This is a genomic window from Paraburkholderia silviterrae, assembly GCF_004353915.1.
GTDB classification, from domain to species: domain Bacteria; phylum Pseudomonadota; class Gammaproteobacteria; order Burkholderiales; family Burkholderiaceae; genus Paraburkholderia; species Paraburkholderia silviterrae.
On sequence record NZ_SMRP01000021.1, the window covers coordinates 1 to 17,034 of the forward strand.

17 protein-coding genes are annotated in these 17,034 nt (G+C 65.6%); 14 read left to right on the plus strand and 3 right to left on the minus strand.

Going from position 1 to position 17,034, the window contains the following annotated elements; translation table 11 throughout:
* Window positions 1-154: 154 nt before the first annotated feature.
* Window positions 155-931 carry an enoyl-CoA hydratase gene (locus EYW47_RS29715; RefSeq protein ID WP_028218380.1) on the minus strand — a complete coding sequence of 259 codons (777 nt, stop codon included), beginning with the start codon at window positions 929-931 and terminating at the stop codon, window positions 155-157.
* A 137-nt stretch (window positions 932-1,068) separates the two neighbouring features.
* Here EYW47_RS29715 and paaN point away from each other — a divergent pair, with 137 nt between their 5' ends.
* The 5 genes from paaN (at window position 1,069) to paaK (ending at window position 6,815) form a co-directional block, all read left to right on the plus strand.
* Window positions 1,069-2,769 carry a phenylacetic acid degradation protein PaaN gene (gene paaN, locus EYW47_RS29720; RefSeq protein WP_133198417.1) on the plus strand — a complete coding sequence of 567 codons (1,701 nt, stop codon included), beginning with the start codon at window positions 1,069-1,071 and terminating at the stop codon, window positions 2,767-2,769.
* Between the two features lie 97 nt (window positions 2,770-2,866).
* Window positions 2,867-4,069, plus strand: a complete 1,203-nt coding sequence (pcaF, locus tag EYW47_RS29725) for a 3-oxoadipyl-CoA thiolase (protein ID WP_133198418.1) — start codon at window positions 2,867-2,869, stop codon at window positions 4,067-4,069.
* A gap of 120 nt (window positions 4,070-4,189) precedes the next feature.
* A complete protein-coding gene (paaG, locus tag EYW47_RS29730) occupies window positions 4,190-4,981 on the plus strand; it encodes a 2-(1,2-epoxy-1,2-dihydrophenyl)acetyl-CoA isomerase PaaG (protein ID WP_133198419.1) in 792 nt (263 codons plus the stop codon).
* A 13-nt stretch (window positions 4,982-4,994) separates the two neighbouring features.
* Window positions 4,995-5,456 carry a hydroxyphenylacetyl-CoA thioesterase PaaI gene (paaI, locus tag EYW47_RS29735; RefSeq protein ID WP_165976714.1) on the plus strand — a complete coding sequence of 154 codons (462 nt, stop codon included), beginning with the start codon at window positions 4,995-4,997 and terminating at the stop codon, window positions 5,454-5,456.
* A 60-nt stretch (window positions 5,457-5,516) separates the two neighbouring features.
* The gene (gene paaK, locus EYW47_RS29740) at window positions 5,517-6,815 is read left to right on the plus strand and encodes a phenylacetate--CoA ligase PaaK (protein WP_133198420.1); all 1,299 of its coding nucleotides are present in this window, start codon (window positions 5,517-5,519) and stop codon (window positions 6,813-6,815) included.
* Window positions 6,816-6,954: 139 nt separating this feature from the next.
* Here the strand turns inward: paaK and mltA are convergent, their stop codons facing one another.
* Entirely contained in the window at window positions 6,955-8,073 is a 1,119-nt protein-coding gene (gene mltA, locus EYW47_RS29745; RefSeq protein ID WP_133198421.1) for a murein transglycosylase A, read from the minus strand.
* Window positions 8,074-8,275: 202 nt separating this feature from the next.
* Between mltA and EYW47_RS41080 the strand changes: the two genes are divergently transcribed.
* A complete protein-coding gene (locus EYW47_RS41080) occupies window positions 8,276-8,413 on the plus strand; it encodes a hypothetical protein (RefSeq protein WP_165976715.1) in 138 nt (45 codons plus the stop codon).
* Between the two features lie 60 nt (window positions 8,414-8,473).
* Here EYW47_RS41080 and apaG read toward each other — a convergent pair whose 3' ends face one another.
* Window positions 8,474-8,848, minus strand: a complete 375-nt coding sequence (gene apaG / locus EYW47_RS29750; protein WP_028208771.1) for a Co2+/Mg2+ efflux protein ApaG — start codon at window positions 8,846-8,848, stop codon at window positions 8,474-8,476.
* Window positions 8,849-9,276: 428 nt separating this feature from the next.
* Here apaG and rpe point away from each other — a divergent pair, with 428 nt between their 5' ends.
* The 8 genes from rpe to EYW47_RS29790 all read left to right on the plus strand — a co-directional run bounded on the left by rpe (window position 9,277) and on the right by EYW47_RS29790 (window position 16,902).
* Entirely contained in the window at window positions 9,277-9,978 is a 702-nt protein-coding gene (gene rpe / locus EYW47_RS29755) for a ribulose-phosphate 3-epimerase (protein ID WP_133198422.1), read from the plus strand.
* Window positions 9,975-10,682: a phosphoglycolate phosphatase gene (locus EYW47_RS29760; protein ID WP_133198423.1), complete on the plus strand. Its 708-nt coding sequence runs from the start codon at window positions 9,975-9,977 to the stop codon at window positions 10,680-10,682. The genes rpe and EYW47_RS29760 overlap by 4 nt, the downstream gene beginning before the upstream one ends.
* 520 nt (window positions 10,683-11,202) lie before the next feature.
* Entirely contained in the window at window positions 11,203-12,696 is a 1,494-nt protein-coding gene (trpE, locus tag EYW47_RS29765; protein ID WP_133198424.1) for an anthranilate synthase component I, read from the plus strand.
* A gap of 14 nt (window positions 12,697-12,710) precedes the next feature.
* Complete coding sequence (locus EYW47_RS29770; protein WP_133198425.1) at window positions 12,711-13,292, plus strand: aminodeoxychorismate/anthranilate synthase component II; 582 nt, start codon at window positions 12,711-12,713, stop codon at window positions 13,290-13,292.
* Window positions 13,293-13,314: 22 nt separating this feature from the next.
* Window positions 13,315-14,346, plus strand: coding sequence for an anthranilate phosphoribosyltransferase (trpD, locus tag EYW47_RS29775; protein WP_133198426.1), 1,032 nt, complete (start codon window positions 13,315-13,317; stop codon window positions 14,344-14,346).
* 59 nt (window positions 14,347-14,405) lie between these two features.
* Window positions 14,406-15,191 carry an indole-3-glycerol phosphate synthase TrpC gene (trpC, locus tag EYW47_RS29780; protein WP_133198427.1) on the plus strand — a complete coding sequence of 262 codons (786 nt, stop codon included), beginning with the start codon at window positions 14,406-14,408 and terminating at the stop codon, window positions 15,189-15,191.
* A gap of 23 nt (window positions 15,192-15,214) precedes the next feature.
* The gene (locus EYW47_RS29785; RefSeq protein ID WP_133198428.1) at window positions 15,215-15,841 is read left to right on the plus strand and encodes a CYTH domain-containing protein; all 627 of its coding nucleotides are present in this window, start codon (window positions 15,215-15,217) and stop codon (window positions 15,839-15,841) included.
* Window positions 15,842-15,921: 80 nt separating this feature from the next.
* Window positions 15,922-16,902, plus strand: a complete 981-nt coding sequence (locus EYW47_RS29790; protein WP_133198429.1) for a uracil-DNA glycosylase — start codon at window positions 15,922-15,924, stop codon at window positions 16,900-16,902.
* Window positions 16,903-17,034: the final 132 nt, after the last annotated feature.

Sequence of the window (17,034 nt, forward strand, 5' to 3'; positions counted from 1 at the left end):
TTCTCGCGGCGGGCCTTCGCTGCCGGTACTGCAGGAAGCGAAGGGGGCGAATCTTAGCGCCCCTGCGTCTGCGCCGCAAGGGGTAGGCGAAAAAAATCCGCCTGCGCTGAAACTGGCAGCCGCTCGCAGCCGCCAGCGCACACGGTGTCGCTACTTATTTGTTCTTGAAGACGGGTTTGCGCTTCTCCACGAAGGCCGCCATCCCTTCCTTCTGATCCTCCGTCGCAAAGAGCGAGTGGAACATCCGGCGCTCGAAGTGCACCCCCTCGGCGAGCGTCGTTTCGTACGCGCGATTTACCGCCTCCTTGGCCATCATGACGGCGGGCAGCGAGTACTCGCTAATCGTCGTGGCCGCAGCGAGCGCTTCGTTCAGGAGATCCGCCGCAGGAATCACGCGCGAGACCAAGCCCGCGCGCTCGGCTTCCGCCGCATCCATCATGCGAGCGGTCAGGCACAGATCCATGGCCTTTGCCTTCGACACCGCACGCGGCAGCCGCTGCGTGCCACCCGCGCCGGGGATCACGCCCAGCTTGATTTCAGGCTGCCCAAACTTGGCAGTGTCCGCGGCAAGGATGATGTCGCACATCATCGCCAGTTCGCAGCCACCGCCCAGAGCAAAGCCCGCGACGGCCGCAATGATCGGCTTGCGGATCGTGCGGATCGTCTCCCAGTTGCGCGTGATGTAGTCGCCCTTATAGACGTCCATGAAGCTGTAGGTCGCCATCATGCCGATGTCGGCGCCCGCCGCGAACGCTTTCTCGCTGCCTGTAATGACGATCGCGCCGATGCCCTCGTCGGCGTCGAACGCCTTCAGCGCAGCGCCCAATTCGTCCATCAACGCGTCGTTCAGCGCGTTGAGCGCCTTCGGACGGTTCAACGTGATCAGGCCGACTTTGCCGCGCGTCTCGACCAGGATGTTTTCGTACCCCATACGTCCTCCTTCCATCAAAGAAAAGTCCCCAAAAAATTTTTCACGCCGAAGTTTGACTAATGCTAACATTCACCAACCAACCGGTCGGTCAATTAATTGACACGGGCCTCCTCCAACCTCTCAATCAACGTTGAGCCATGACACATCCGTTGTTCGCCAAGCACGAAGCCATGCTGCAAAAAGCGCTTGCAGCCATCGAGACGCGCGGCTACTGGAGCCCGTTCGCCGAAATGCCGAGCCCCAAAGTGTACGGGGAATCGGCCACTGCAGACGGCGAAGCCGCGTTCAAAGCTCATCTGAATCGCACCTTCGAACTGGACCAGCCGGGCACCGGCGAAACCGTAGGCAGCGAGACCTCGCCGTTCGGCTTCGCGATCGGTGCGCGCTATCCGAAGTCGACGCCCGATCAACTCATCGAAGCCGCACAAACAGCACAACGCGACTGGCGCGCCGCCGGCCCAGAGGCGTGGGTGGGCGTGAGCCTCGAAATACTCGAGCGCCTGAACCGCGCGAGCTTCGAAATCGCCTTTAGCGTGATGCACACGACGGGGCAGGCCTTCATGATGGCCTTCCAGGCCGGCGGCCCGCACGCTCAGGACCGCGCGCTCGAAGCGCTCACCTACGCCTGGGACCAGCTGCGCCGCATTCCCGCCGACGCGCATTGGGAAAAGCCGCAAGGCAAGAACCCGCCGCTCGCGATGCAAAAGCGTTTTACCGTCGTGCCGCGCGGCACTGGTCTCGTGCTCGGCTGCTGCACGTTCCCGACCTGGAACGGCTACCCCGGCCTGTTCGCCGATCTGGCGACGGGCAACACTGTGATCGTCAAGCCGCACCCGGGCGCGATCCTGCCGCTCGCGGTCACCGTGCGCATCGCGCGCGAAGTGCTGCGCGAAGCCGGCTTCGATCCGAACGTAGTCACGCTGCTTGCCACCGATCCCAACGACGGCGCGCTCGTTCAGCAACTCGCGCTGCGCCCGGAGATCAAGCTGATCGACTTCACCGGCAGCTCGCAGAACGGCGACTGGCTCGAACAGCATGCGCACCAGGCGCAGGTCTACACCGAGAAGGCCGGTGTGAATCAGATCGTGATCGATTCCGTGGCCGACCTGAAGGCCGCCGCGCGCAACATCGCCTTCTCGCTCTCGCTCTATTCGGGCCAGATGTGCACCGCGCCGCAGAATATCTATGTGCCGCGTGACGGTATTCAGACCGCCGATGGTCACGTTAGCTTCGAGGCCGTCGCACAGGCGATCGCAGGCGCCGTGCAGAAGTTCGTGTCCGATCCCGCCCGCGCCGTGGAAGTGCTCGGCGCGATCCAGAACGAAGGCGTTACGGCGCGCATCGACGAAGCACGCAAGTTGGGCACTGTGCTCGCCGACAGCCAGTCGCTCGAACACCCGCAATTCGCCGGCGCGCGCGTGCGCACGCCGCTCGTGCTCTCGCTCGACGCCGCGCGCGACGCGACCTCGTTCACGCGCGAATGGTTCGGCCCGATCTCGTTCGTGATCGCCACCGACTCGACCGCTCAGTCGCTTGAAATGGCTGGCGCAACCGCACGCGACCATGGCGCGCTCACGCTCTCGGTCTACAGCACCGACGACGTCGTGATCGAAGCCGCCCACGAAGCCGCGATCACCGGCGGCGTGGCACTTTCGATCAACCTCACGGGCGGCGTGTTCGTGAATCAGTCCGCGGCCTTTTCGGACTTCCACGGCACCGGCGCGAACCCGGCCGCGAACGCCGCGCTGGCCGATGCCGCGTTCGTCGCGAACCGCTTCCGTGTGGTTCAGAGCCGCGTTCATGTTGAACCGAAAGCGGCTCCGGTTGCAGTCGGCTGAACGGTCTATGCCGTTTGGCCGAATGGCGCCCCACTCCCCGTCCCTCTAGCATGCAAGGCATGAGCGCACTTCCGCGCTCATGCCGCAGGAATCCGAGATGACCGAAGCCTATATCTGCGACGCGATTCGCACTCCGTTTGGCCGCTACGGCGGCGCCTTGAAAGACGTGCGCGCCGACGACCTCGCCGCCGTGCCCATTCGTGCGCTCGTCGAGCGCAACCCCGGCGTGGACTGGAGCGCGCTCGACGACGTGCTCTACGGTTGCGCCAACCAGGCCGGCGAAGACAACCGCAACGTTGCGCGCATGGCCGCGCTGCTCGCGGGGCTGCCCACGGATGCGCCCGGCGGCACGCTCAACCGCCTGTGCGGCTCGGGCCTCGACGCCATCGGCAGCGCCGCGCGCGCCATCAAGGCCGGCGAAGCACGCCTGATGATCGCGGGCGGTGTGGAAAGCATGACGCGCGCGCCGTTCGTGATGGGCAAAGCCGCATCGGCCTTTTCGCGCGACGCCGCCATCTATGACACCACCATCGGCTGGCGCTTCGTGAACAAGCTGATGAAGCAGCAATACGGCGTCGATTCGATGCCCGAAACTGCGGAAAACGTCGCGGTCGAGTTCGACATCAGCCGCGCCGATCAGGACGCGTTCGCGCTGCGCAGTCAGCAGAAGGCAGCACGGGCGCAGAAAGACGGCACGCTCGCGCAGGAAATCGTCGCGGTCGAGATTGTGCAGAAGAAAGGCGATCCGGTACGCGTGACGCTCGACGAGCATCCGCGCGAGACGTCGCTCGAAGCGCTCGGCAAGCTCAAGGGCGTCGTCAAACCGGACGGCACCGTCACGGCCGGCAACGCATCGGGTGTCAACGACGGCGCCTGCGCCCTGCTGCTCGCGAATGAGGAAGCCGCGAGCCAGTATGGCCTGCGCCGCCGCGCGCGCGTGCTTGGCATGGCAACGGCCGGTGTTGCGCCGCGCATTATGGGCTTTGGCCCCGCGCCCGCCACGCAAAAGCTGCTCAAGCAACTGGGCATGACGCTCGACCAGTTCGACGTCATCGAGCTCAATGAAGCGTTTGCGTCGCAAGGTCTCGCGGTGCTGCGCGCGCTCGGCATTGCCGACGACGACCCGCGTGTGAACCCGAATGGCGGCGCCATTGCGCTGGGCCACCCGCTTGGCGCATCGGGCGCGCGGCTCGTCACGACCGCGCTGCATCAGCTCGAGCGCACCCAGAGGCGCTACGCGCTTTGCACGATGTGTATCGGTGTCGGCCAGGGTATCGCGCTGGCGATCGAGCGCGTCTGAGCTGCAAGGAAAGGAACGGCGCGGTATCCGCTGGGCGAAGCGCCTGGTGCGGCCGACCGCGAAGCATGGGACCGCACTAAGCGCTAAAGCGCCAAGTGCGGTCGACACAGGAGACAACCGATGCCCTACGATGCGATCCGCGTCGAAATCGACACATCCACGCGCGTGGCCACGATCACGCTGAACCGCCCGGACAAGCTCAACAGCTTCACGCGCGCCATGCACCGCGAACTCGCCGCGGCGCTCGACGAGGTCACCGCCGCCGGCGCGCGCGCACTCGTGCTCACCGGCGCGGGCCGCGGCTTCTGCGCTGGCCAGGATCTCGCCGACCTCGATTTCACGCCCGGCGCGATGACTGACCTCGGCGCGCTCATCGAAGAGCATTTCAACCCGCTGATCAAGCGCCTGCAAGCGCTGCCCATGCCCGTCATCGCCGCCGTCAACGGCACTGCGGCCGGCGCGGGCGCGAATCTCGCGTTCGCCTGCGACCTCGTGCTCGCCGCGCGCTCCGCCAGCTTCATTCAGGCGTTCGTGAAGATCGGCCTCGTGCCCGACTCAGGCGGCACGTGGTTCCTGCCCAAGCGCGTTGGCATGGCGCGCGCGCTCGGCCTCGCCATGACGGGCGACAAGCTCGGCGCCGAAAAGGCCGAAAGCTGGGGCCTCGTCTGGCAGGTGACGGACGACGCCGAACTCGCCACGACGGCCGCGGCGCTCGCCCTGCAGCTCGCAAAGCAGCCCACACGCGCGATCGTCGCCACGCGCGAAGCGTTGCGCGCCTCGACAACGAACACGCTCGATCAGCAACTCGATCTCGAACGCGACCTGCAGCGCGAGTTGGGCGCGTCGCATGATTACGCCGAAGGCGTGCAGGCCTTCATCGAAAAACGCGCGCCGCGCTTCGAGGGGCGTTGAGATGAACGCATCGATGTCCACACAAGCCGCGGCGCTCGCCGACATGACGCCCGACGAACTCGCACGCGCCACGGCGCAAGCCATGTACGAGGCCGACGGCTGCAGTCGCGCGCTCGGCATGGAGCTGCTCGAGGTGCGCGCGGGCTACGCGCGCCTGCGCATGGCCGTACGCCCCGAGTTCCTCAACGGCCACCAGATCTGCCACGGCGGCCTGATCTTCACGCTCGCCGACTCGACCTTCGCATTCGCCTGCAACACGTACAACGTGAACACCGTCGCAGCGGGCTGCTCGATCGAGTTCCTGCGGCCGGTTCAGCCCGATGACGTGCTCACCGCCGAAGCTGTCGAGCAGGTGCTTTCCGGGCGCAACGGCATTTACGACATCCGCGTGACGAACCGGGCAGGCGAAACCGTCGCCATGTTCAGAGGCAAGTCCGCGCAGATTCGCGGCAACGTGATTCCCGTTGCGGACTAACGCGGCGCGCCCCGATCCGCACGACCCGCATTCCATTAAGTGAAGTTTGAGGAGACATCGATGACTACCCCGCTGCCGCTCGAGCCCATCGAAACGGCCAGCCGCGACGAACTCGCGGCGCTTCAGCTCGAACGGCTGAAATGGTCGCTCAATCATGCGTACGAGAATTCGCCCGTCTATCGCCGCAAGTTCGACGAAGCCGGCGTGCATCCGTCCGAACTGAAGTCGCTCGCCGACCTCGCGCGCTTCCCGTTCACGACCAAGAAGGACCTGCGCGACAACTATCCGTTCGGGATGTTCGCAGTGCCGCAGGACCAGATCTCGCGCATTCACGCGTCGTCGGGCACGACCGGCAAGCCGACCGTCGTGGCCTACACGGCGCGCGACATCGACACCTGGGCGAATCTCGTCGCACGCTCGGTGCGCGCGGCAGGCGCGCGGCGCGGCGACAAGGTGCACATCAGCTACGGTTACGGTCTCTTCACGGGTGGTCTTGGCGCGCACTACGGCGCGGAGCGCGCAGGTCTCACGGTAATTCCGTTCGGCGGCGGCCAGACCGAAAAGCAGGTTCAGCTGATCCAGGACTTCCGCCCCGACATCATCATGGTCACGCCGAGCTACATGCTCGCGATCGCCGACGAAATGGAGCGTCAGGGCATCGATCCGGCCACGTGCTCGCTGCGCATCGGCATCTTCGGCGCGGAGCCGTGGACCAACGACATGCGCGCGGCCATCGAACAGCGCATGGGCATCACGGCGGTCGACATCTACGGTCTGTCCGAAGTGATGGGCCCGGGTGTGGCTTCCGAGTGCGCGGAAACCAAGGACGGCCCGACGATCTGGGAAGACCACTTCTATCCCGAGATCATTAACCCGGAAACGGGCGAAGTGCTGCCCGACGGCGAGTTCGGCGAGCTGGTCTTCACCTCGCTCACGAAAGAGGCGTTGCCCATCGTCCGCTATCGCACGCGCGACCTCACGCGTCTGTTGCCCGGCACGGCGCGCACCATGCGCCGCATGGAAAAGATCACGGGCCGCTCGGACGACATGCTCATCATCCGCGGCGTGAACGTGTTCCCCACGCAGATCGAGGAACTGTTGCTCAAGCAGCATGCGCTCGCGCCGCACTATCAGATCATCCTGACCAAGGAAGGTCCGATGGACGTCATGACGCTCAACTGCGAGCCGTGCCCAGAAACCGCACCCGACTATGGCGCGCTCGACGCCGCGCGCAAGGCCCTCGCGTACGACATCAAGTCGCTGATCGGCGTGACTGCGCAGGTGAATGTGCTGGAGGTGAACGGCATCGAGCGGTCCGTCGGCAAGGCCAGGCGCGTGATCGACAAGCGGCCGAAGTAAGCTGCCCCTGCGCGCGCTGCGCACAGGAAGTCGCGCACCCATCGTGCTGATTGCCCCCGCAAGAGGTCGATTGGCGCGCTAACGAAAAAGCCGGCAACAATGTGCCGGCTTTTTCACATGCGCACTTCCTGCGCGACGCTCAGGAGTTGGGGAACAGCAGCCACATGCGGCCGCCCTGCTTCATCTTGCCAGCCAGATCGCCGGCGTCGTCGCCGAGGCCCCAGAAGTAATCGGCGCGCACGCCGCCCTTGATCGCCGAACCCGTGTCCTGCGCGAACACGAGCCGGTTCAGCGGCGTGTTCGTGAGCGGACGCGTGGTCTGAAGAAAGACCGGCGTGCCAAGCGGAATCGACGACGGATCGACCGCAATCGAACGCTCCGGCGTGAGCGGCACGCCCAGCGCGCCAATCGGGCCGTCGGCGCCGCCTTGCGGTGCGCCTTCGGCCGACGGCATCTCGCGGAAGAACACGAAGCGCGGGTTGGTGTCGAGCAGCGCGTCGACGCGCGTCGGATTCGCGCGCGCCCATGCCTTGATGCCCTGCATGGTGGCCTGCGCGGGCGTGAGCTCGCCGCGATCGAGCAGCCAGCGGCCAATCGATTTGTAGGGCTGATTGTTGGTGCCGCCGAAGCCTACGCGCATCACGCTGCCGTCTTCCATGACGACGCGCCCCGACCCCTGCACTTGCAGGAAGAACGCCTCGATCGGGTCGTCGACCCAGACGAGCTCGTTGCCGTTCAGGATGCCCGCGCGCTCGAGTTGCGCGCGCGCCGGCAGCGCGGCGCCCGCGCGATATCCGGCAGGCCAGCGATACAGCGCCGTCTGATAGACGCCATGACGCGTGCGCGAGCCGCGCAGCAGCGGCTCGTAGTAGCCGGTCACGAGGCCGTCGAGCGTGCCGTCGTTGTTGGCGAATTGATAGGGCGTGAAGTACGTCTCGAAGAATGTGCGCGTGCCGGCGGCGTCGAGATCGTCGAGTTGCAAGGCCGCCGTGCAAGCGCGCTGCCAGCGCGGCTCGCGCGCGAGGCGCGAGCAGTTCTCGCGCAGCGCCGCGGTGGCGCCAATCAGCGAGTCGTCCTGCCAGCCCGGCACCTGCTGCCACGCAACCGGCGTGAGGCGCGCGGCGGCGATCTGCCCGGGCAGCGTGGGCGTGCCCTTGGGCGCTGTGGTGTGCACGTAGCTCGGGCCGCCGCACGCGGCGAGCAGCGCGGCCAGCGAAAGCGCGCCGAACCAGCCGCCAATCCGACTACTCAGCCGCATCGCTGCGCGTCTCGCGAAAAGGCGGCGCGCACGTTCACGCGCGGCAGTTAATCCCGGGATCACGCCAAAACGGCGGGCCGATTCCGGCGCACAATCTGACGCCAACGCGCTCGCCGGTGAGGGGGTCAACGCGGCTGTCACGCCAAGACCCCATTCGAGCCTCGAATGCCGCCTACAATCCTTGTTCTCGATGGATGCCACCATGTCAGATCTGCTCGACGAATACCCGATGCTCATATTTGGGCTGGAAGCGCTGCTCGCGCTGTTCCTGTTGATTTTCATCGTTGTGTGGACCGCGTCAGGCAGGAAAAAGCGCGCCCCGCACGACCAGCGTGACTAGGGCCTGTTCCCGCTAATAACAGGCCCTCGCCCCCGAATACGGGCAACGGTTCAAAGGGGTTCAGTGCAGCGTACGCGGCATGCGCAGGACGAACTCGGGCACGGGTGCCTCGAAGCGCTCAGCGTCCTCGGCCACGCAAAAGTACTCGCCGCGCATCGTGCCCACGGGCGTGGCGATCACGGCCCAGCTCGTGTACTCGAACTGCTCGCCCGGCTTCAGAAGCGGCTGGTGCCCGACAACGCCGAGCCCCTTGACTTCCTGTACGTGATTTTCGCTGTCGGTGATGACCCAGTGCCGTGCGATGAGCTGGGCGCTCACCTGTCCGGTGTTGCGAATAGTCAGCGTGTACGCGAAGGCGTATTGCCTGCGCTCGGGGTCCGATTCTTCGGGCAGGTAGCGCACCTGCGAGGTCACGCTGAATTCGTACTGGCTCATCCTTGTTCCAATTGCCGGCCTCTCGGCCGGTATTACGGTCGGCTGGCGCGCGCACTCACCGCGCGTTGCCATCATCGTCGAGACGCCCTGTGCAAAAAGCACCGGGCTCGCATGGCACCCGCCATGCGGGGCACATTGAAGTGCATTCTCCTTGATGCCGACGGCACCCGCAACCCGGCGCAGCCCGAGCGAGGGCCCGGTGCGCGCGGTCAAGCCAGGCGCGACAGCGGGCCGCACGCCTCCCGCAACCAGGAAACCCGCCAGGAAGTACGCCAAGAAGTACGCCAGCAGCCGCGCCGCCTGCGCGACGCTCGAACGCCCTGCCCCGGCCAAACGCCCAACATCACAGGAAACTGGCGCGCGGCGCCCTGCCGGGCCTCGGCCTGACGGTAAAATACGGTTTTTCCGTCAGTTTTCCGATTGCCGCCATGACGCAATTCCGCATCGCCCCCAGCATCCTTTCCGCCGACTTCGCGCGTCTTGGCGAGGAAGTCCGTAACGTCGTAGAAGCCGGCGCCGACTGGATCCACTTCGACGTGATGGACAACCATTACGTGCCGAACCTCACCATCGGCCCGCTCGTGTGCGAGGCGATCCGCCCCCACGTGAACGTACCCATCGACGTGCATCTGATGGTGCGCCCCGTCGACCGCATCGTGCCCGACTTCGCCAAAGCCGGCGCGAACCTCATCAGCTTTCACCCCGAGGGCTCGGACCATATCGACCGCACGCTTTCGCTGATCCACGACCACGGTTGCAAGGCCGGCCTCGTGTTCAACCCGGCCACGCCGCTGAACTACCTCGACCATGTGATGGACAAGCTCGACCTCATCCTCATCATGTCGGTGAATCCGGGCTTCGGCGGCCAGTCGTTCATTCCCGAGGCGCTCAACAAGCTGCGCGAAGCGCGCGCGAAGATCGACGCCTACACCGCGCGCACGGGCCGCGAGATCCATCTCGAAGTCGACGGCGGCGTGAAGGTCGATAACATCGCCGAAATCGCGGCGGCGGGTGCGGACACCTTCGTGGCCGGCTCGGCGATCTTCGGCAAGCCCGACTACAAGGCCGTGATCGACCAGATGCGCGCCCAGCTCGCGAGCGTGAGCGCCAACGCCGGCAACGCGCAATGAGCGCGGCCGTCCAGTTCAAGGCGCCGCGCATCGAAGCAGCGCTGATCGACCTCGACGGCACCATGGTCGACACCGCCGACGACTTCGCCGCGGGCCTGAACGGCATGCTCGCGCAGCTCGACGCGGAAGAAACCACGCGCGAGGAAGTGATGGGCTACGTGGGCAAGGGCTCGGAGCATCTGATCCGCAGCGTGCTCGCGCCGCGCTTTCACGCCGACCACGTCGAGGCGCGCTTCGACGAGGCGCTCGCGCTCTACCAGGACGAGTACGCGAAGATCAACGGTCGCCACACGCGTCTGTATCCGAACGTGGAAGCGGGTCTCGCCGCGCTGCGCGACGCGGGCATCAAGCTCGCGTGCGTGACCAACAAGCCGCATCGCTTCGCCGTGGAGCTGCTGCAGCAATACGGCCTCGCGCGATACTTCGAAGTCGTGCTGGGCGGCGACAGCCTGCCGAAGAAGAAGCCCGATCCGCTGCCCATGCTCACCGCGTGCGAGCGTCTGGGCGTGCCGCCGCAAGCGGCGGTCGCCATCGGCGATTCGGAGAACGATGCGCTTGCGGGCCGCGCGGCGGGCATGGCCACGCTCACGGTGCCTTACGGCTACAATCACGGCCAGCCTGTACAAAAAATTGAGTCGGATGGTATAGTTGCCTCGCTGCTCGACGCCGCCAAGGCTGTCGCAGCGCACAATCTTCTGACCTGAGTTCTCGACTTACAGTCACCTTATCCTCATGTTTCTGAATAAAAAACGGAGTCTGAGCAGCATCGACCGGGGAGCCTGGCCCTGGCGTCGCTGGTCGCGCTAACCTCTCCCGAGGTTCGCTGAAGTCGCGCGCAAGCCCTTCTTCAGCTCCGTTTTTTACTTCGCTGCGCACTCGCGCGTGTCTCGAATCTAAACTGTTGCGGTAACCCGTCGGCTGGTCCGGCCGTGGTCTTTCGCTGTCCTTGCGTGTGGTTTCGTCGTCCGTAAGTTGTCCTCGACGCGCCCCACCTGCCAGGGCACGCTAACGCCTACGCCTCGCACCCGTCGCCGCGATGCCGCAGCCGGCCTGGCAAGCGTTTTCGTGATGCCCGGCAGAATGAGCGACAACCGAGCCACGAACGTTTCGCCAGCGCAATCAAGCACTCAAAACAGACGCCATCGCGCACACGCCGCGCCCCTTTTTGAGCCGCACTGGGCCCGCACCCGACGTCGCGACCGGCAGCACGCACAGGATCGGAACATGACCGAACTCGAATTTCAGTCCCTCGCCAACGAGGGCTACAACCGCATCCCGCTGATCGCCGAAGCGCTCGCCGATCTCGAAACGCCGCTCTCGCTGTACCTGAAGCTCGCGCAGCCCGAGCGCGGCGGCGCCAACTCGTTCCTGCTGGAGTCCGTGGTGGGCGGCGAGCGCTTCGGGCGCTACTCGTTCATCGGCCTGCCCGCACGCTCCTTGATCCGCACACGCAATGGCGTCTCGGAAGTCGTGCGCGACGGCCAGGTCACGGAAACCCACGAGGGCGATCCGCTCGAATTCATCGCGCAATACCAGGCGCGCTTCAAGGTCGCGCAGCGCCCCGGCCTGCCGCGCTTCTGCGGCGGTCTCGCCGGCTACTTCGGCTACGACGCGGTGCGCTACATCGAGAAAAAGCTCGCCGATACCTGCCCGCCCGACGATCTCGGCCTGCCCGATATCCAGCTGCTGCTGACCGAGGAAGTCGCGGTCATCGACAATCTCGCGGGCAAGCTCTACCTGATCGTCTACGCCGATCCGCAAACGCCCGAGGCCTACACGAAGGCCAGGCACCGCCTGCGCGAGCTCAAGCAGCGCCTGCGCGCGACGGTGCAGCCGCCGGTGACCTCGGCGAGCGTGCGCACCGACACCTATCGCGAGTTCAAGAAGGACGATTACCTCGCCGCCGTGCGCAAGGCGAAGGAGTACATCGCCGCCGGCGAGCTGATGCAGGTGCAGGTGGGCCAGCGCATCTCCAAGCCGTATCGCGACAATCCGCTCTCGCTCTACCGCGCGCTGCGCTCGCTGAACCCGTCGCCGTACATGTACTACTACAACTTCGGCGACTTCCACGTGGTGGGCGCCTCGCCGGAGATTCTGGTGCGCCAGGAACAGCGCGGCGAAGACCGCATCGTGACGATCCGTCCGCTCGCGGGCACGCGCCCGCGCGGCAACACGCCCGAGCGCGACGCCGAGCTCGCGACCGAGCTGCTCAACGATCCGAAGGAAATCGCCGAGCACGTCATGCTGATCGACCTCGCGCGCAACGACGTGGGCCGCATCGCCGAGATCGGCTCGGTGGCCGTGACCGACAAGATGGTCATCGAAAAGTACTCGCACGTGCAGCACATCGTGAGCTCGGTGGAAGGCAAGCTCAAGCCCGGCATGACGAACTACGACGTGCTGCGCGCGACCTTCCCGGCCGGCACGCTCTCGGGCGCGCCCAAGGTGCGCGCGATGGAGTTGATCGACGAGCTCGAGCCCGTGAAGCGCGGCCTCTACGGCGGCGCGGTCGGCTATCTCTCGTTCAACGGCGAGATGGACCTCGCGATTGCGATCCGCACCGGCCTCATCCACAACGGCAATCTGTATGTGCAGGCCGCGGCGGGCATCGTCGCGGATTCGGTGCCCGAGTCCGAATGGCTGGAAACCGAGAACAAGGCGCGCGCCGTGCTGCGCGCCGCCGAGCAGGTGCAGGACGGCCTCGACAGCGACTTCTGAGCGGAGACAAGACCATGTTGCTCATGATCGACAACTACGATTCGTTTACCTACAACATCGTCCAGTACTTCGGCGAACTCGGCGAAGACGTCCACACGTACCGCAACGACGAAATCACCCTCGACGAAATCGCAAAGCTCAACCCCGAGCGCATCTGCCTCTCGCCGGGACCGAGCAACCCGCAGCACGCGGGCATCACGCTCGACGTGCTGCGCGAATTCTCCGGCCAGATTCCGATTCTCGGCGTGTGCCTCGGCCATCAGGCCATCGGCGAGGCATTCGGCGGACGCGTCGTGCGCGCGAAGACCATCATGCACGGCAAGGTCAGCCAGATCGAGACCGACTGCAAGGGCGTGTTCTCGGACCTGCCGAAGCACTTCAACGTGACGCGCTATCACTCGCTCGCCATCGAGCGCGAGTCGCTGCCTGACTGCCTCGAAGTCTCGGCATGGACCGACGACGGCGAAATCATGGGCGTGCGTCACCGCGAACTCGAGGTGGAAGGCGTGCAGTTCCATCCGGAATCGATCCTCTCCGAGCACGGCCACGCGCTCTTCGAGAATTTCCTGAAGCAGTCGAAGGCGCGCAGCGCGTAATCGGAGCAAAGGAGACACGACCATGTCCATTACCCCGCAAGAAGCGCTGCAACGCACGATCGAGCACCGCGAGATCTTCCACGACGAGATGCTGCATCTCATGCGCATGATCATGCGCGGCGAGCTCTCGCCCGTGCTCTCGGCGGCCATCATCACCGGCCTGCGCGTGAAGAAGGAAACCATCGGCGAGATCGCGGCAGCCGCGACCGTGATGCGCGAGTTCGCGAATCACGTCGAGGTGAAGGACAACTCGAATTTCATCGACATCGTCGGCACGGGCGGCGATGGTTCGCACACCTTCAATATCTCCACGGCCTCGATGTTCGTCGTGGCGGCGGCGGGCGCGAAAGTCGCCAAGCACGGCAACCGCGGCGTGTCGAGCAAGTCGGGCAGCGCGGACGTGCTCGAAGCGCTCGGCGTGAACATCGACCTGCAACCCGACCAGGTGGCCGCATCGATCGCCGAGACGGGCATGGGCTTCATGTTCGCGCCCAACCATCATCCGGCGATGAAGAACATTGCCGCCGTGCGCCGCGAACTGGGCGTGCGCACGATCTTCAACATCCTCGGTCCGCTCACGAATCCGGCCGGCGCCCCCAATCAGTTGATGGGCGTGTTTCACCCGGACCTCGTCGGCATTCAGGTGCGCGTGATGCAACGCCTGGGCGCGAAGCACGTGCTCGTGGTGTACGGCAAGGACGGCATGGACGAAGTCTCGCTCGGCGCGGCCACGCTCGTGGGCGAGCTGAAGGACGGCGAGATTCGCGAGTACGAGATCCATCCCGAAGACTTCGGCATGCAGATGGTCTCGAACCGCTCGCTCAAGGTCGAAAACGCCGACGAATCGAAGACCATGCTGCTCGGCGCGCTCTCGAACGAGCCCGGTACGGCGCGCGAGATCGTCACGCTCAATGCGGGCACGGCGCTCTATTCGGCCAACGTCGCGAGCTCGATCGCCGACGGCATCGCGCTCGCGCGCGAGACCCTCGCGAGCGGCCGCGCGCGCGCCAAAGTCGACGAACTGGTACGCTTCACGCAACAGTTCAAACGCTGAGTCATTGCTGATCCATTGCTGATCCAGCACCGTTTTTTGCCCGATTTTTGCTGAACACCATGAGCGACATCCTCGAAAAAATCATTGCAGTGAAGCGCGAAGAAGTGCGCGCCGCCGAGCAGAGCGCCCCGCTCGAAGAACTGCGCCTGGAAGCGAGCGCGCGCGACTTGCGCGACTTCGTCGGCGCGTTGCGCGCGAAGCACGTGAACGGCCAGGCTGCCGTGATCGCCGAAGTCAAGAAGGCGAGCCCATCGAAGGGCGTGCTGCGCGAGAACTTCCAGCCCGCCGAAATCGCGCGTTCGTATGCCGAAGGTGGCGCGGCGTGCCTCTCCGTGCTCACCGATGTGCAGTTCTTCCAGGGCAGCGTCGCGTACCTCGAAGCCGCACGCGCCGCCTGCAATCTGCCGGTGCTGCGCAAGGACTTCATCGTCGACCCGTATCAGATCGTCGAGGCGCGCGCGATGGGCGCCGACGCGATCCTGCTGATCGCCGCCGCGCTGGAGCCAGGAGACATGCGCGAGCTCGAAGCGCTCGCGCATTCATTGGGGCTCGCGGTGCTCGTCGAAGTGCACGATCGCGAGGAGCTCAAGCACGCGCTCACGCTGAAGACGCCGCTCATCGGCATCAACAACCGCAATCTGCGCACCTTCGAGACCACGCTGCAAACCACGATAGACATGCTCGACGACGTGCCTGAAGACCGCATCGTCGTGACCGAGTCGGGCATCCTCTCGCGTGCCGATGTGGAAAAGATGCGCGCGCTCTCGGTGCACACGTTCCTCGTGGGCGAAGCGTTCATGCGCGCGCAGCAACCCGGCGCGGAACTCGCGCGCATGTTCTTCTGATTGCAGGTAAGTGAAAAGCGACGATGGCTATCGAACGCGAAATCAAGCTCGCGCTGCCGCGCGACCAGGTGCAGGCGGCGCTGCGTCTCTTCGAGGCGCGCGCCGGCGCGCCGGGCCGCGCAGTGCGGCTCGAGAACATCTACTTCGACACGCCATCGCTCACGCTCGCGCGCGCCAAGAGCGCGCTGCGGCTGCGCCGCGCGCCCGAGGGCTGGCTGCAGACGTTCAAGACCGTGGGCGTGGCGCAAAGCGGACTGCATGAGCGTCACGAGTGGGAAATGCCCGTCGCGGGTGCATCGCTCGAGATCGAGCGGCTGGTGCAGGCGTGTGATGAAAGCGGTGTTTCGACCGCCCTCACACAAGCCGCCGCCGCGCTGATCCCGCTCTTTCGCACCGATTTCACGCGCACGCTTTGGACGCTCGAAGTCGATGGCGCACAAGTGGAAGCCGCCGTCGATCAGGGCGAGATCACTGCGGACGTGAACGGCACGCTGCGTCGCGCGCCAATCTGCGAGATCGAGCTCGAGCTGAAAGACGGTGATGAGGCCGCACTACGCACGCTCGCCGAAACACTGACGAAGGCGCTGCCGGACCTCGCGCCCGACGATATCAGCAAGGCGCAGCGCGGCTACAAGCTGCGCGAAGGCTGAGCACGACGCGACACCCGGTGCGCCCTTCGCGAACCATGCCGGATTGAATCGCCGCGCGATTCTTGCGACACTTGCCGCCCATGACCTCCACGAAACACACGCGCGCCGCGGCGCCAGCGCAAGCGTCGCTCTTCGACGACGAACCGCCAGAAGCGGCGCTGGCCACGCTCGACGAAGCGTGCGCGCCCGAAGTCGATCCTCGCCAGATCACGATCTTCTCGCTGTTCGACGACGACGAATTCCCCGCGCCCGCAGCAGCCCCTCTATCCGCCAGCCAATGCGCAGCAGCCATGCCTGATACAGCCCAGATGTCCAAAGCGGCGTCCCACGCGAGCCCCGCGATCACGCGTCTCGAAGACCAGTTCGCCGCGCTGCCGACCGCGTGGCGCGAGTTGCTCTCGCCGTTCATCGCGAGCGACGCGTACGCGCCGCTGTGCCGTTTCGTCGACGACGAGCGCGCCACCGGCAAGACCGTCTATCCCGCCGATGTGTTCCGCGCGCTGCGCCTCACCTCGCCCGACGAAGTGAAAGTGGTGATCCTCGGCCAGGACCCGTATCACGGCGAGGACCGCGGCACGCCGCAGGCGCATGGCCTCGCGTTCTCGGTGCCGCCCGCGGTGCGCACGCCGCCCTCGCTGCGCAACATCTTCAAGGAAATCGCGGCGAGCCTCGGCATCGAGGCGCCCGCCCACGGCTGTCTCGACGCGTGGGCGCGTCAGGGCGTGCTGCTGCTCAACACAGTGCTCACCGTCGAGCGCGCGAACGCCGCGAGCCACGCGAAACGCGGCTGGGAGCGCTGCACCGACACGCTGATCCACGAGCTCGCGACGCGTCACGAGCATCTCGTCTTCATGCTGTGGGGTGCCCACGCGCAGAACAAGCGCGCGCTTCTCGGCGCGGGCAAGCATTGCGTTCTGGAGGCGCCGCATCCGTCGCCACTCTCGGCGCACCGCGGCTTCCTCGGCTGCGGACATTTCGCGCAGGCCAACGAATATCTGGCAGCGCATGGCCGCACGCTCATTGACTGGCGCCTGCCGGACACTGCCGAAGTGCTCGCCTGAAGTACTCGCCTGAAGCGCTCACCTGAGGCGAGGCACACACAAGAAAAAACGCCACGAAGCTCGCTTCGTGGCGTTTTTGTTTTGCTGCCTGCGATGCAGCGCAATGAAGCACCGCATCGCCATCGCTTCGCA